The 16,053-nt window shown below is 42.8% G+C and carries 12 protein-coding genes; 10 read left to right on the top strand and 2 right to left on the bottom strand.

The annotated features are described in order from the left end of the window. Positions 1-556: 556 nt before the first annotated feature. Positions 557-1,933, bottom strand: coding sequence for an LGFP repeat-containing protein (locus IQ19_RS24325; RefSeq protein ID WP_144545969.1), 1,377 nt, complete (start codon positions 1,931-1,933; stop codon positions 557-559). 544 nt (positions 1,934-2,477) lie between these two features. On the opposite strand from IQ19_RS24325, the gene IQ19_RS24320 reads away from it, so the two are divergent. From IQ19_RS24320 to IQ19_RS24275, 10 genes are all read left to right on the top strand, one after another. Beyond that, positions 2,478-3,398, top strand: a complete 921-nt coding sequence (locus tag IQ19_RS24320; RefSeq protein WP_338422704.1) for an ArsR/SmtB family transcription factor — start codon at positions 2,478-2,480, stop codon at positions 3,396-3,398. Between the two features lie 243 nt (positions 3,399-3,641). After that, entirely contained in the window at positions 3,642-4,931 is a 1,290-nt protein-coding gene (locus IQ19_RS24315) for an ABC transporter substrate-binding protein (RefSeq protein WP_144545967.1), read from the top strand. A gap of 82 nt (positions 4,932-5,013) precedes the next feature. Further along, positions 5,014-5,970, top strand: coding sequence for a carbohydrate ABC transporter permease (locus IQ19_RS24310; protein ID WP_242021116.1), 957 nt, complete (start codon positions 5,014-5,016; stop codon positions 5,968-5,970). An 18-nt stretch (positions 5,971-5,988) separates the two neighbouring features. Further along, complete coding sequence (locus tag IQ19_RS24305) at positions 5,989-6,822, top strand: carbohydrate ABC transporter permease (RefSeq protein WP_144545965.1); 834 nt, start codon at positions 5,989-5,991, stop codon at positions 6,820-6,822. An 18-nt stretch (positions 6,823-6,840) separates the two neighbouring features. Continuing rightward, positions 6,841-9,570 (top strand): glycoside hydrolase family 2 protein, encoded by a 2,730-nt coding sequence (locus IQ19_RS24300; RefSeq protein ID WP_144545962.1) that lies wholly within the window; start codon positions 6,841-6,843, stop codon positions 9,568-9,570. A gap of 72 nt (positions 9,571-9,642) precedes the next feature. Continuing rightward, entirely contained in the window at positions 9,643-11,175 is a 1,533-nt protein-coding gene (gene galT / locus IQ19_RS24295) for a UDP-glucose--hexose-1-phosphate uridylyltransferase (RefSeq protein ID WP_199749548.1), read from the top strand. 84 nt (positions 11,176-11,259) lie between these two features. Next, entirely contained in the window at positions 11,260-12,441 is a 1,182-nt protein-coding gene (locus IQ19_RS24290) for a galactokinase (RefSeq protein ID WP_144545960.1), read from the top strand. 19 nt (positions 12,442-12,460) lie between these two features. Then, positions 12,461-13,462: a UDP-glucose 4-epimerase GalE gene (gene galE, locus IQ19_RS24285; RefSeq protein ID WP_144545958.1), complete on the top strand. Its 1,002-nt coding sequence runs from the start codon at positions 12,461-12,463 to the stop codon at positions 13,460-13,462. 1 nt (position 13,463) lies between these two features. Continuing rightward, the gene (locus tag IQ19_RS24280) at positions 13,464-14,570 is read left to right on the top strand and encodes a M24 family metallopeptidase (RefSeq protein ID WP_199749547.1); all 1,107 of its coding nucleotides are present in this window, start codon (positions 13,464-13,466) and stop codon (positions 14,568-14,570) included. A gap of 211 nt (positions 14,571-14,781) precedes the next feature. Next, positions 14,782-15,204: a hypothetical protein gene (locus tag IQ19_RS24275; protein WP_144545954.1), complete on the top strand. Its 423-nt coding sequence runs from the start codon at positions 14,782-14,784 to the stop codon at positions 15,202-15,204. Between the two features lie 179 nt (positions 15,205-15,383). Here IQ19_RS24275 and IQ19_RS24270 read toward each other — a convergent pair whose 3' ends face one another. Continuing rightward, complete coding sequence (locus IQ19_RS24270; protein ID WP_144545952.1) at positions 15,384-15,917, bottom strand: hypothetical protein; 534 nt, start codon at positions 15,915-15,917, stop codon at positions 15,384-15,386. Positions 15,918-16,053 lie beyond the last annotated feature (136 nt).

Raw genomic sequence — 16,053 nt, 5'->3', positions numbered from 1 at the left:
TGCCTTAAATAAAAATGGAGCTCCTCTAGGACGTTAGATCACATAGGAACATCGTGCCTGAGGCAAAAAGACCTCGCGGGTCAGCGTTATGGGTCTTGTCCTTCAAATACGAATAATACGTGAAAAATGTAGTTTATACTTGCTAGGCGGTATCCCTGTAGGATGAAAAAACAAGATCCTTTCACGTTCTAGAGGAGATCTATTATAAATTCTGTGGTAGTTGAACTTTTCAAAAATTGGAAAATGAGAGTTCTGCTTAAGGTCGGTCTTTTTTATCTTAATTGGACCCTTGACTTATTTGCCATTATACGCTGACCCCCGGGACAGTGAAGTGCTAAAGTAAGCCTATAGAGAGTTCTCTACAAGAATATTTTTCTTTATGTCAAATATATATGATATATCCCCAAAGTAGGAGAGTATATTTTGTCAAAACAACAGCAATTAGAACTATTGAGTCTCTATCAGCTTGTGAAAGAAGGAATGGGATAATCAGTCTTAATGTAAATTAATTGAAAAAAGGGACGAAAAAACCCGTCCCTCGTCCCTTCGGTAGTTATTAGTTGACTATTACAGGAGTTGGAAACTGTGGGCCGCCAGAGTTTCCTAGCAGTGAAAATTCGTATCTACGGCATGCAGCTTGAGTCGGATCATTTATTCCGCATCCTATGGCTCCCACATCAACACAAACAACATGGTTCCATACACCATTTTTCAGTTCCAACACATGAGGCTCTCCTGCAGGACAAGTGCCATAATCATTATATTGATGATTTAGAGTTGTCACTGGCTGCAAACCTGAACCATCATTAACCCAAATTATTATCGATCTCCTATCGGTATGGCAATTATAAATACTTACGCTGCTATAGCCCGCTGTTGGTGGAGGAGTTGGAGAAGGAGTTGGACCTGAAGGTGTAGAAACTGATCCAGTAGCTGGCGGTCCAATCTTTACCTGGGCACCATAGTAATCCAAATATATTTCACCATTTTCGAATATTTGATATTTTCCTCCAGGGCCAGAATAACTTTTTTCATCGCTAATGGGATAACCAATAGGGCTTTTTTCCCACCCTATTTCTGCCCACTTGTCCCGTATTTTTCCCTGTACCGCGTGTGCACCCGTTTGGGGTGTCCAGTAGATGGATTTTTCAGGCTTATTAGGTGAATTTACATCTCGAAAATGGTTGTACCGTCCACGTCCATCAGGAGTCGTTAATTCATCAGTGATTGGGTAGCCAAAAAGATGATATCCAAGGCTGAACCACTTCTCATGAATAGCCCCATGAACCTCATGAGCTCCTGTCTCAGGATGCCACCAAATAGACCAAAATCCCATACCATTATTATAAGCTCTGGCACGGCCAACTCCGTCTGTGACAGTATGTTCAGCTGAAACGGGAGTTCCTTTGAACCCTTTTTTTAGAAGCTCTTGATATTTCCTTTCTATTGGTGTCGTTACAATAATGTCCCCCGGAAACGGTTGAATTGCAACTGGTGGGGCTGGATCATGTGGAAGGACGAAGTTATATCCAATGGCTTGGTGACCGCCGCCAGCTGGGCACTTTCCCTTGTCAGGATAACCGTCATAAAACATTGCGTGGCACTTGCCGCAGTACCTCCAATCAGTCTGAGCGGTTGGGGTACCCGGGACATCATGCGGAAGGACGAAGTTATATCCAATGGCTTGGTGACCGCCGCCAGCTGGGCACTTTCCCTTGTCAGGATAACCGTCATAAAACATTGCGTGGCACTTGCCGCAGTACCTCCAATCAGTCTGAGCGGTTGGGGTACCCGGGACATCATGTGGAAGGATGAAGTTATATCCAATGGCTTGGTGACCACCACCAGCTTGGCATATTCCCTTGTCAGGGTAGCCGTCAAAAAATAGTTCATGGCACTTACCACAGAATCTCCAGTCTTTTTGTTGTGGCATTGTTGACCTCCTATTGTTATTAATGATTTCCCACGCTAAGGGTAAAAATGGTGATAATTAAGAATTTATCTAAATTAAAGACGCTTTTTAAAAGACTATTTATCCTAAAATGAAAAGACTTAAAGTAATAAAATTATGTATTTTATTACTATAAATGCATTAATGTGAGTTTTACTTCAAAAGCGTAAAAGTGTAGTGACAGGCAGGCCCACCTTTAGAGTAGCTACCCAATTATCATGATCTATATTTATGAGAAATTAACTGAGTTTGTGAAATATCTAGGAAAAACCATTCCATTTACATAAAGGTAACGGAATGGTTTTTCGGAAAGTAAGCTAGGTATCCATTTGAATCAGAAAAAAATTGATTTCGTGAGGGAGAATTAGTTGGGAGGCAAAGCCTTAAATTGCGATTAAATGCACTTGATCAGTGGGGTTGGTTCTCCTGCTTCTTTTTTCATTTAAAGGGAAGCAACGAGAACAGTCCCCATGCTTCTTTTCTTTCTTTATGGTAATATATTCTCAAATGATGGAAGAAGGAGAAAATGATGAGGACGCTGCAATTAACATTAGGAGAGGCAATTGAGATATGTAAGGCGCTGTCGAATGAGCATAGGATGAGGATATTGGATATTCTGACACAAGGACCGATGAATGTAAATGACCTTTCGGAGATGATGGAATTACCTTTTTCTACTGCTGCGGCGAATATCAAGAAACTCGAGGATGCAGGCTTAATTTCAACAGAGCTCGTTCCTGGGCGTGGCATGCAGAAGGTAAGCTCCAAGAAATATGATCGGATTGTGATCAACCTTAGGAAGGAAGAGCAGGTTGATGAGAATATTATTACCATCGATATGCCGATTGGAGAGTTTGCCGATTGTGAGATTGGGCCAACTTGCGGGCTGGTGAGTGACTCTGCCTTTTTAGGGATGATGGACGAGCCAAGGTCTTTTTATGAGCCAGAAAGAAAAGAGGCCCAGCTGATTTGGTTCCGTAGCGGCTATATTGAATACAGGTTTCCTAACAGGATTCCTTATGGAGGTAAAGAGGAGCGTTTGGAAATCATGGCGGAACTGTGCTCCGAGGCTCCTTATCACAAGCTGGACTGGCCATCGGATATTACCGTTTGGGTAAACGGGATTGAAATTGGAACATGGACAAGCCCGAGTGATTTTGGGGGAGAGCGAGGGTTTCTCACGCCAAAATGGTGGCTGACAGAAAATACTCAATATGGCCTGTTAAAAACCTGGACAGTCAATCGGCACGGCTCCTTTATTGATGGGGTGAAGCAGTCGGACGTTACCCTCGAGGATTTATCCATTCATGCGAAGCCCTATATTTCGATTAAGTTTGGTGTGAAAAAAAATGCGGTAAATGCCGGAGGGATGAATTTGTTCGGCCATCGGTTTGGAAATTATGAACAAGGGATTATCATGAAACTCCACTATTCCCGGAAAGAGTAAAATATAAATTCAGCTATGGGTGATAAATGCTATCGGCAAAATCGATAGCTTTTTTTATAAACACCGTAAACCCTTAGCTTAACGCTTGAAAATCGTCCTAAATCCAGCCCGTGTAACATGTAAATCTGAAAAAATACTATATTATTTTTTTATTTTTTATTACATAAAGTACTGTAATGGTTCCGATAAACATGTTATAATAATATTCAGAAATATCACTAATATTTTAAGGGGGAAATTGGGTTGAAAAGGATTAAGTTAGTAATGGTCATGATGCTTTTCGTATTAACAGTTTTTACAGGCTGCAGCTCAGAAGAATCAGCATCCTCCAATGATGGAAATGAAAGCGGTAACAAAAAGATTGAGTTGAAGTATTGGGTTCCATTCAGCGGCGGTGACGGCGACTTTATGAAAGCAATGGTAGCAGAATTCAATAAAACCAACCCTGATATTCAAGTTGAAATGCTAAACCTGAAGTGGGAGGAGTATTATACAAAACTTCGCACTGCAATTGCTTCCAAGCAAGCACCAGATGTAGCGGTGGCCCACACGTCAAAACTGGGAGAGCTGGTTCCTTCCAATATGATTGCCGAGCTTGATCCGGTTGCTGAAAACGCCGGGATCAAGTGGGATTCCTTTAACCAGAATATCCTGAATGCCACGATGTTTGAAGGAAAGCACATGGCATTTCCGCTTGATACTCATGCAATGATCATGTTCTACAATAAAAAAATTCTTGGCGATGCCGGTCTTTTGAACAGCGATGGCAAACCTGCAATCGAGCCGGGCGCCGAAGGATTCGTTAAGTTTCTAAAGCAGGTTCAACAAAAAGCGCCGGCAGATGTGATGCCTTTTGTCGGAACTTCAAACGGTAACGTTCCTTTCTGGATGTGGTGGTCCCTGTACAGCCAGATGGACGGAAAGCTATTAAGCGAGGATGGCAAGAAAGCAGCTTTTAACAACAAGGAAGGCAAAGAAGCATTGCAGTTTATCTCCGACCTGGTCCATGAGGACAAGCTTTGGCCGAAAAACGTGAAAAACGGCGGGGAAATTTTTGCCGCGGGAAAAGCCGCCGTTAATTTTAACGGAGTATGGTCTACCGGAACATTTGAAAAAAATGAAGGGCTCGATTTTGGTGCCACAACCATTCCGCAGCTTTATGACCAAAAAGCTACCTGGGGCGACTCACATACCCTAGTGCTTCCGGTCCAGAAAGAAGAAGATCCAAAGAGGCAGGAAGCGGCAGCAACATTTGCCAACTGGCTTGCTGAAAATGGAGCCATGTGGGCAAAAGCCGGCCATGTTCCAAGTAAACCTGAAGTCATTGAGTCTCCTGAGTTCAAAGAGCTGGAGTATCGCAGTGACTACGTCCAGGTTGTCGATGATGTGAATTTCATGCCGAACTCTGAAAAGCTATTCCCGATTGGTGACATCCTGAGAGCAAACTTTGATCTTGTTATGAATGGACAAGCATCGGTTGACGAAGTAATGAACAAGGCGGAAAAAGAAGTAAATGATTTGCTTGCCAAGTAGATGATGCTTTAAGGGCGGCCCCTTTATGGGGCTTCCTTTCTTATAACGCTATCTGCAGCATGTTTGATAGAAGGAGGTTAACATGGTGGAACCTACAGTACCTGTAAAAAAAGATGGGAAGGGACACATAATCGATAAAAGGGCGGGTAAAATGACAAGTCTGATTGCCAACAAAAAGGTATTGTCACTCAACCTGTTTGCATGGCTGTTCCTAGCGCCTTATCTATTATTCTATTCGTGGTTCATGTTGTATCCCATTATCAAGGGATTCATCATCAGCTTATATCAGTGGACGATCGGCAACGAAAGGACCTATGTGGGCCTTGGAAATTATCAAGCAATCTTTAAGGATGGCTTTTTCTGGGAAGCCTTGGGGAATACCGTCTACTTTGTCGTCATCTCAACCCCGGCTTTGGTGATTGCCGGGATTCTGCTGGCATTAATCGTAAATTCAAGACTAAAAGGCACCGGGTTTCTAAGATCGGCATTTTTCCTTCCTCATATTCTATCAATCTCGGTGATCAGCAGCATTTGGGTATTCGTCCTCCAGCCGTATACAGGCCTGATGAATTCCGTTCTTAAAACACTGGGCGTTACGCAGGAGATTTTCTGGCTGGACAGTGCCAATCTTGCCTGGCTGTCGATTCTTTTGGCAACGATCTGGTGGACGGTAGGGTTCAACATGGTCCTGTTTCTGGCAGGCTTGCAGGAAATTCCGGATGATCTTTATGAGGCTGCCCGCATTGATGGAGCCAACAGCTGGCACTGTTTCCGCTATATTACACTGCCTTCATTAAAAGGCGTCATTTTGCTGGTGGTCGTCCTCCAGTCGATTGCATCTTTTAAATTATTTGGACAGTCTTACCTGATGACAAATGGTGGCCCTGGAACCTCGACGAGGACGCTTGTGCAGTACATCTATGAAACAGGCTTCCGTACGAATGAAATGGGTCTGGCATCGGCCATGTCGTATGTACTCTTTTTGGTTATGGTCCTGTTTGCCATCATCCAATTTAAATTTATGGCCAAGAAAGACTAGGGCAGGAGGGAAGAAAAAATGAATGCAGTTAGACCAAGAGTTACGCTCGGAAGGATCCTTCTTTATATCTTTAGTTACTCATTTGTATTGATTTGGCTGATACCGATGTTATGGATGGTGATCACCGCAATAAAGCCGGATGGCAGCCCGGTAACCGTACTGACCGAATTGATAAAACCTCCTTTTACAATGGACAACTACCAATATGTATCGGAGAATGCATCGATTTGGAGGTGGACATGGAACAGTGTCTATATAGCCGTCGTGACTACGGCATTAACATTGCTCCTGACTTCAATGGCGGCGTTCGCACTTTCGAGAATCCCGTTCAAGGGAAGCAAGCTGGTTTTTTGGATCATTATCGCAGGCCTTATGGTACCGACGGAGGCCACGATTATTCCATTGTTCCTGATGATGGTCGATTCAGGCCTTGTGAACAGCTATAGCTCGATCATCTTTCCAAGCATTGCCGCTCCCCTGGGGGTTTTAATCCTGAAACAATTCTATGACGGCATTCCAAAAGAACTTGTAGAAGCGGCCGAAATGGATGGTGCGAGTAAACTCAGGATTTGGTGGAGCATCTTTTTGCCGTTATCGCGTTCGTCAATGGCAGCACTGGGCATTTTTACTTTTATCAGTTCATGGAACAACTTTCTTTGGCCTTTTCTGGCAATCAGCGATGAAAAGATGATGACTCTTCCGATCGGCATCCCGCTTTTCCAAAGCGGATATGCGGCAGAGCTTACGATTCCGATGGCGGCCAATATGCTGGCAAGTCTGCCAGCTTTGCTCGTATTTATCTTGTTCCAGAAACACATTATCAAAGGAATCACCATGACAGGAATTAAATAAAAGCGGGAGGCAAAAGCGATGAGAGAAACACTAAGTTTGGATGGGGTCTGGAATTTTAGGCCCGACAAGAAGGATGAAGGAGAATGGAGGGACTGGCAGACAGCTGGAATTCCGGAAGGAAAAGATGTGAATGTGCCGCACATTTGGCAAAGGGATGGAGGCACCCTTGTCAGCTATAACGGCGCGGCATGGTATGAGAAAATCTTCACTTTCCCGGCAAAAGAAGGCAGGGTTTACCTCCATTTCGGAGCGGTCGATTATCATGCAAGAGTATGGCTGAACGGACAGTATGTCGGGGAGCATGAAGGCGGATTTACTCCGTTTGAATTTGAAATAACGGATTACCTTGTCCAGGATGCAGAAAACAAAGTAACTGTGAGGGTTTTTGATCCCGAGGATAATGCCGAGATTCCGATTGGCAAGCAAGGAAGCTGGTATACGCGGGTCAGCGGCATCTGGCAAAGTGTTTACATAGAGAGCAGGCCGGCCGCTTTTATCGAAGCTGTCCAAGTGACCCCTAATACGGATACTAGTGAAATTAAAGTGAACTACATTATAAATGGGGATTTATCGGGAGGATCAGAGGTTCGATTCGCCGTCCGCCATCATCTCTCGACTGAAATGCCGGTTGTGACAGAAACAGTGAATATAACCGAAAACCAGGGCGAATATATTCTTTCCATCCCCAACCCAATCCTTTGGGATATGGACAACCCGCACTTGTATGACTTGGAGGTGAACCTTCAAGAAGATTCGCAGATTTTTCCATTCGGGATGAGAAAGGTGTCTTTTGAGGATGGCCGGGTGATGTTGAATGGCAAACCGGTGTATATCCGGGGGGCATTGGACCAGGCGTTTTATCCGGATACCGTTTATGTTGCTCCGTCTGATGAATTTATCCAAAAAGAAATACAGCTGGCCAAACAAATGGGCTTTAATCTGCTCAGAAAGCATATCAAAGTCGAAATCCCGAGGTATTTGTATTGGGCCGACAGGATGGGCATGCTGATTTGGGCGGAACCGCCAAACTATGTGAAATTCACTCCGCAGGCAACAAGGAGATTTCAAAGTGAATTGACGGCGATGATCAACCGGGACTTCAATCATCCTTCGATTTTGATCTGGTCTATTTACAACGAGGAATGGGGCCTGGAGTGGGATTTGGCCAATGACCCGGTGAAGCAGAAGCATGTTGAAGAAATGTATGACTATGTAAAGGCACTCGATCCAACAAGGCTCATTTGCGACAACTCAGGCTGGACACATGTGAAAACCGATATTAATGACCATCACAGGTACTTTGTCTGTCCCGACCAGCTGGAAGCATGGCAAAAAGACCTGGATGAATTCGTGATCGGCAATCCGGATCAAAATTTTGTGGGTGGCTATCAGTCAAATGGAGAGCCGATCATTGTCTCCGAGTTTGGGGTTTGGGGGCTGCCGAGCGTTGACAAGCTGAAGGAACATTATGGCGAAGAGCCTTGGTGGTTCATTAACCAAGGGGAAGAATCTCACCAGGAGGACTATAAAAAGCCGACAACAGGCATGGAGAATTTCACCAAATACCAATTGAATGAAACCTTTGATACCTTTGAAGATTTGGCTTTAGCATCGCAGAAGCGAATGTTCAGAGCTGTGAAATCTGTGATTGAAGAAATGAGGAAGCGCCCGGAGATCGCAGGCTATGTCGTCACAGAATTTACCGATATTGAGTGGGAGACAAATGGCTGGCTGGATTACCTTCGAAATCCAAAAGAGGGCTTCGAAAATCTGATTGACTTTAATGGTGCTTTAACCGTGATGGTGGACAAAATGGCGAGCAATGTCTGGGCAGGGGAGAGGGTTTCCTTGAGCCTTGTGATCAGCAATGACGATTTGAAAGCATTTGAAGCTTCCGTCCATTGGTCCATCTCCGGTCTGGAAACTAGCGGGGCGGTGCCGGTCCGCTCAGGCGGCGAATCGATCATCAGGCTTGAAGACGCGATTTCATTCGAGGTTCCGGAAGTGGAAGCTGCTGGCTTTCATGAGCTCAAGCTGGTTCTGAAGGCCGGTGATCAAATTTTAGCGGTAAATCAGGAAGAAATGACGATTACTCCGAGAGTTGTAAAGAAAAAAGGAGAAATTTCCGTCCGCGAATCATCGGGAAGACTGCAGCTGGAGCTGGTTTTAAATGGTTATGAAATGATCAGTAACCTCAGTCAAGGAGTTCCAGTCCTCACAGATCAGCTTGATCAGGAGGTTCTCGATTTTGTCCACAAAGGCGGGGAAGTGATTTTTCTTGCTGAAGAAGGAGACAGGATTGAGGAGAAAGGACACTTTACTTTCAGGGAGCTTCCTGCCGGGGAAAGCTGGCCGCGGGCTTCCTCCTTTAATTTTATAAATCCTGGATATTTCCCTGGTGTTCCTTTAAACCCGGAAATGGGCTGGGAAGCGGACCTGCTCATTCCGGACTATGTCGTGCCTTTCAGTGATTATAAAAAGCCGGGTAGCCGTCGGTCCATAAATATGTTTGGAAGTCCGGGATTGGCTCAGTCCTCCAAAATACTTTCAGGCTATTTCCAGGGATGGGTTGGCCAGGTTGGAGGTTCGATCATGGTCCAGAAATACGGAAAAGGAACGATTACGTTGACCACCTGGAAACTAAAGGAGAACTATGGAAAACACCCGATTGCCACGCAGGTAGTTGACACCCTGGTGATATTGGATACCAAGGAAGTTTTTAAGATGGAAGAACAGACGACAGTATAAATAACAGTGCCTGCCTTTCTGCAAGGGAAGGGCGGGCCCTTTTTTGACTCGACTATGAATGGGGTGGAGAACTTGGCAACCATTTATCAAGAATTAGAAAACCTCTTAGAATATGGATTAAAAGAAAAGCTATTTGAAAAAGAGGATAAAGTATATGTAAGAAATCGGATTATGGCTGTTTTAAAACTCGACGAATGGGAGGATCGTACACCTTCTGTGCAAATAGCATCCTTATCAAGAACTCTGAATTCAATTTTAGATTGGGCCTATAAAAATGGTTTAATTGAGACAAATACCATAACCGAGCGCGATATTCTTGAGACTGAAATAATGAATTGCCTCATTCCTCGCCCTTCAGAGGTAATTCGTGAGTTTTACAATAAATATGAACAAGGTCCGAAAGAAGCAACGGATTATTATTATCATTTATCAACAGCTTCTAATTACATTCGTACAGATAGGATTCAAAAAAATAAGCAATGGAGAGCAGAGACACCTTATGGGGAGATTGACATTACCATCAACCTGTCAAAACCTGAAAAGGATCCAAAAGAAATTGCCATGATGAAAAATGTCCCGCCCTCGTCCTATCCTGCTTGCCTGCTGTGCAGGGAGAATGAAGGATACAGGGGAACTCTCCGCCATCCGGCAAGAGGGACACACCGAATAATACCGGTTAAATTAAATGGAGAAGATTGGTTTTTCCAATATTCACCATATGTTTATTATAATGAGCATAGCATTGTTTTTAGGAAAGAACACGTGCCTATGAAAATATCTGAGGACACATTTAGAAGGCTGCTGGATTTTATCGAAGCGTTTCCGCATTATTTTATCGGATCAAATGCCGATTTGCCGATTGTAGGGGGATCCATTTTATCACATGACCACTTTCAAAGCGGGCAATATACCTTTGCTCTTGAAAGAGCAGAAACAGCTGAAATAATTCGGCTGAGGAATTTTCCAACAGTAACGATCGGCAGGGTCAACTGGCCAATGTCGGTTTTAAGAGTGCAGGGCAGCAAAGAAGAAGTGGCTGAGGTAAGCAATATTATTTTTCAGACATGGCAGAATTACAGTGATCCACCTGCAGAAATTCATGCACATACTGGTAGAACCCCCCACAATACAGTTACTCCGATAGCACGCAAAAGGGGAAAGTTATTTGAGATGGATGTCGTTCTTAGGAATAACCGGACTTCTGAGGAATTTCCGGATGGAATTTTTCACCCTCACCAAGAACTTCATCATATTAAAAAAGAAAATATTGGACTGATTGAAGTTATGGGGCTAGCGGTCTTACCTGGAAGGCTTTCCGATGAACTTAACAATCTGGCAATGTACCTCCTGAATCCAATTGAAAAATCAATGTGGGGGCAGGACATGTTAAAGCATTGGGAATGGTATTGTGACATAAGGAGAAAATACAGTCAGCCTACTGAAGATAATGTAATGGAAATGATAAAGTGCGAGATTGGCCAGAAATTCCAGACAGTACTTGAACATGCAGGAGTATATAAGCAGACAGATGAGGGATTGATAGCCTTCAAGCGATTCTTAGATGCATTAGAAAATAATAATCACTTAAAAGGAATTAGCGGTTAGCTCTAATTCCTTTTAAACTCTAACATTAGTAAATTAACTAATTAAGCTAGAAATTTAATAGCAAAATAGAAAGTAGGAATGAAAATGAACCCTTCGGAATTAGCCATTCTGTTTCAAGAGGCCTTTGGATATCGTAAAGGGATTCGGCTTTTTTTTGCACCGGGAAGAGTAAATTTAATAGGGGAACACACGGATTATAACGGTGGATACGTGTTTCCGGCAGCTTTAACTTATGGAACCTGGGCAGCAGCCGTTCCAAGAGAAGATGGCATCTACCGCTTCCGGTCAGCAAATTTTAGCAGTGGGGTAGATATAATGACTGCTGAGATTACTTACAGGGAAGAAGATGAATGGGTTAACTATCCAAAAGGTATGCTTCAAGAACTGATTCAGTTTTCCGGCCCCGAACATTTTAAAGGAGCGGATATTATTTTTTATGGCAATATTCCAAACGGAGCTGGCTTATCGTCTTCTGCTTCTATTGAATTGGTCACAGGATTGGCATTAAGCAAACTTGCCGGGTTAAATATTGAAATGATGGAATTGGTTAAGATGGGACAGCATGCAGAGAACCGATTTGTGGGAGTTAATTGCGGTATTATGGATCAGTTTGCTGTAGGCATGGGAAAAAAGGATCATGCGATTGCCTTAAAATGTGACACACTCGAATATCATTATGTACCTGTAAATATTGAGGGGTATAAAATTGTGATAACCAATACGAATAAGCGCCGCGGGTTGACAGATTCAAAATACAATGAGCGCCGCTGGGAATGTGAAGAAGGTCTTAGATTATTACAGGCAGAACTTCCGCATATTCGCTCGCTTGGCGATGTCACGCTGCAGGAGTGGGAACTTACCAGGCATGTTATGAAAGATCCAGTGATTGTTAGAAGAGTTGAACATGTAGTAACCGAGAATGAGCGTGTTCTGAGAGCTATGAAAGCTTTGGAGGATAACGATCTTTCTACTTTTGGAAGGTTAATGAAGGAGTCCCATTTGTCATTGAGGGATCTTTACGAAGTGACCGGTGAAGAGCTCGATGCCCTTTTTGAGGAAGCGTCTAAAATCGGAGGTTGTATTGGGACCAGAATGACAGGGGCAGGATTTGGAGGCTGTAACGTGAGCCTTGTAAAAGAGGAAGCAATGAAGGAATTTCAAGAATCTGTTGCAGAAAATTACCAGGCCAGGACCGGTTTGGAGCCAACTTTTTATGTATGTGATATCGGCGATGGAGCCAAAGAAATACCACTACTAGAAAATTAAAGTGCAGGGAGGAAGAGTGATGGCCGTTTTAGTTACCGGAGGAGCAGGATATATCGGGAGCCATACTGTAGCGGAGCTTTTGAATCAGGGAGAAGAGATTGTTATTATTGATAATTTGGCTACTGGCCATGAAAAAGCCATCATCGGGGGAACTTTTTATAAGGGAGATTTGCGTGATAGAGAGTTTTTAGGCGAGGTCTTTTCCACTCATAATATTGAGGCAGTTATTCACTTTGCTGCCAGTTCACTCGTTGGGGAAAGCGTATTTAAGCCGCTTGAGTACTATGAAAATAATTTGATTGCTTCCCATACTCTTGTTAATACCATGCTTGATCATGGTGTGAAAAAGATTGTCTTTAGTTCAACAGCAGCAACTTACGGAGAACCCAGAAATATTCCTATTCAAGAACATGATGAAACAAATCCGACAAGTCCTTATGGAGAAACAAAGCTTGCTATGGAAAAAATGTTCCGCTGGTGTGATTCTGCTTACGGACTAAAATCCATTTCTCTGCGGTACTTTAACGCCGCAGGTGCTCATCCTGACGGAGGAATTGGAGAAGACCACAATCCGGAAAGTCACTTGATTCCTATTATTCTTCAGGTGGCACTTGGTCAAAGAGGTTATATTGGAATTTTTGGCGATGACTACCCAACGAAGGATGGCACATGTATTCGTGATTATATTCATGTAATGGACTTGGCTAATGCCCATTGGCTTGCCTTGGAGTATTTGCGCAAAAAAGAAACTAGTGATGTATTTAATTTAGGGCATGGAACCGGGTTTTCCGTGAAAGAGGTTATTCAAACTGCCCGAAAAGTTACAGGAGAACCGATCCCTGAAGTCGTTAGCCCAAGGCGTGCAGGTGATCCTGCTGTATTAATTGCATCATCTGAAAAGGCACAAACTGCTCTTGGCTGGAAGCCTCAATACAATGACCTTGCAACAATTATTGAGTCAGCCTGGAAATGGCATAGCACCAATCCAGCAGGCTATAAGGAGCAGAAGGAGGAGAATTGATGTGAAGGAGTTTGTCTGTACCCCGCTGGAAAAAGTATTAAAATTTATAGAGGAAAGCAAGTATGACGGTGTTTTTTTTCGCAAACGCTCTAACTTTGCCTGGATTACTGGCGGAAAAGACAATCATATTGTGAATACAACTGAAAATGGTGTTGCAGACCTGGTAATTTTTGCTGATAAAAAATATTGCATCACTTCGAAAATGGAATTAGCCAGGATACATGATGAAGAGATTGAAGGTTTAGGTTATGAGTTTATTACAACTGAATGGTATGAAAACCAGGATGCAGCGGTCAAATCCCTTTGCGAGGGGAAATTGATTGCGAGTGATGTGCATTTTAAACCTTTTGAACAGTGTGCAAGTGAGCTTTCAACCCTACGTTATACTCTAACTGAAGAAGAAAAAGAACGCTATCGATGGCTTGCGCAAAAAGCCGCCAAAGCTGTAGAGACTACTGCAAGGGAAATCCAGCCTGGCTGGACGGAATTTGAAATTCAGGCACATTTGGCTTCGAAGGTAATAAAAGAAGGAATTAACCCACAGGTAATTCTTGTATCTACTGATGAAAGGGTATTTAACTACCGACATCCAATACCGACAGAGAAGAAGCTGCAAAGCTATGCGATGATTGTCATTTGTGCCGAGAAGTGGGGGTTGGTAGCCAATGTAACCCGATTTGTCCATTTTGGTCCCCTTCCTAAGGTGCTTGAAGATAACAAGCATAGGTTAGTGAATATTGATATTGCCATGAATCGGGCAACAAGGCCAGGAACACTTATTAAAGATGTACTCGAAAGTGGTTTTGAACAATATCGTGCAGCAGGCTATGGTAAGGATTGGCGCTTCCTTCACCAGGGCGGTCCTACAGGCTATGAATCTCGCGAATTTCTGGCAGTACCGGAGGGTCCTGGAGTTGTGAATCTACATCAGGCATTTGCCTGGAATCCTGCCATTCGCGGAATTAAATCGGAGGATACGATTCTTGTTGGAGACGAGGATAATGAAGTATTAACACACACTGGCGAGTGGGTATATATTGAAGTTCAAAAGGACGGAAAAACCTATTTGCGCCCTGATATTTTAGTCCGAGAAATAGTGAATGAGTGATAAAAGGCCCGCTTCCTTGGCAAGCGGGCCTTTTTGTTTTCATAGATTTGCATCTTTAAAGAGAAACTGAGCCAGCTTTCATCCCTTTATATATTAGGTATTCAATCCCAATCATACTGTGGCATCAAAAGGGGCAAAGGGGACAGGTCCCTCTGTCCCTTCAATTGTTGTATGATAAAATAAATTATTACAATGAAATGGGAGTGAGAAGATGAAAATTATTAAATTTCTGGTTTTTACTTTAGTTTTATTGGCTGGATTAGGATATGCTGCTTTTTATTTTGGAACAAATATGGCCTCAGAGAAAATAATGAATGATGTATCAACAGAATTGCAAAACAGTGGAGAAATTGAACAAATTAAAACCACAATTGAAAATGATCCTGAATTAAGAGCATTTATTGAAGAAGCTGAAACAGCAGACACTAGTAAATTGCCATTTACAACAAAAGAAGAGGCAACCAGGGTTTTGATTAAAAAAGTGGGGATTTCAGAACTTAATGATATTAGAGTCCAAGTTCAAGAGGGAAATGCTTCAAAGGAAGAAATTATGGAAAACATACAAGGGAAATTATCTGAGGAAGAAGTTTTGGCACTGAAGGTTTTAGCTTATAAAGAATTATATGGAAAGTAAACATATAGAGCCCAAGCTAGGGCTTTTTTTATTATATAGAAAGCAGGTGTTGGGATGGGGAAACTGCCCCTGTGTCCCGCCTGCGTCCCGCTTGTCTCGGAAAGAAAGGGACGAGGAACCTGTCCCTCTGTCCCAGAATAAAAAAAAGCCCATCTCTCAGAGAAATGGGCTTTTTTGCGTTACTTAAAATCAATTTTGACCTTATGATCTTCAGACCATTCCATGTCGTCCCATGAGAAAACGTGCAAAATCATTTCAAGATTTTCTTCCATTGCAGGAAGGTCTCCCTCATAGTTTTGGATTGTCAGAACAGCATCGGCCTTTTTACCGCCGGATATTTCCTGGCTCATTGATAACATGGATTCATCAATCATTTTTCCATCAGCTGATACTTCTCTTGCTTGTACGTCTATGGTATCCTGTCTTTTATTTTCAACTTCGAAGGTTACTTCGATTCTTTCTTCGTCCCATTCTTTATTAACAATCTTTTCTACACTTACTAACGTAGCTTTGATATTTTCATTATCAACAATTTGCTGATTAAACTCCTTTTTATCAGTTTCAGGAGTTTCTTCTCCGGTTTCTTCCGCTTCATTACTATTTTCTGTAGAATCAACTGAACCTACTTCTTTATTTTCAACCTGTGTTTCACCACACGCAGCCAAAGACAATAACAGTATGAGAATGACTGAGAATCCTAATCGTTTATTCATGTAATCACTCCTTTTATTATCTTTACTAGACTTATTTCCACTAAAAAGGAAATTAAACTAAAACTTTCAAAGGAAAAAATTCCTGTTTATTACTCTTGCATCTAATTACTACCATTCAACTGGAAATTTTAGTAGA

Origin of the sequence: Cytobacillus oceanisediminis, assembly GCF_007830235.1 — a bacterium.
GTDB lineage: Bacteria > Bacillota > Bacilli > Bacillales > Cytobacillaceae > Cytobacillus > Cytobacillus oceanisediminis.
The sequence above is the reverse complement of the archived record's forward strand: the minus strand, read 5'-3'. Positions and strand labels throughout refer to the sequence as shown.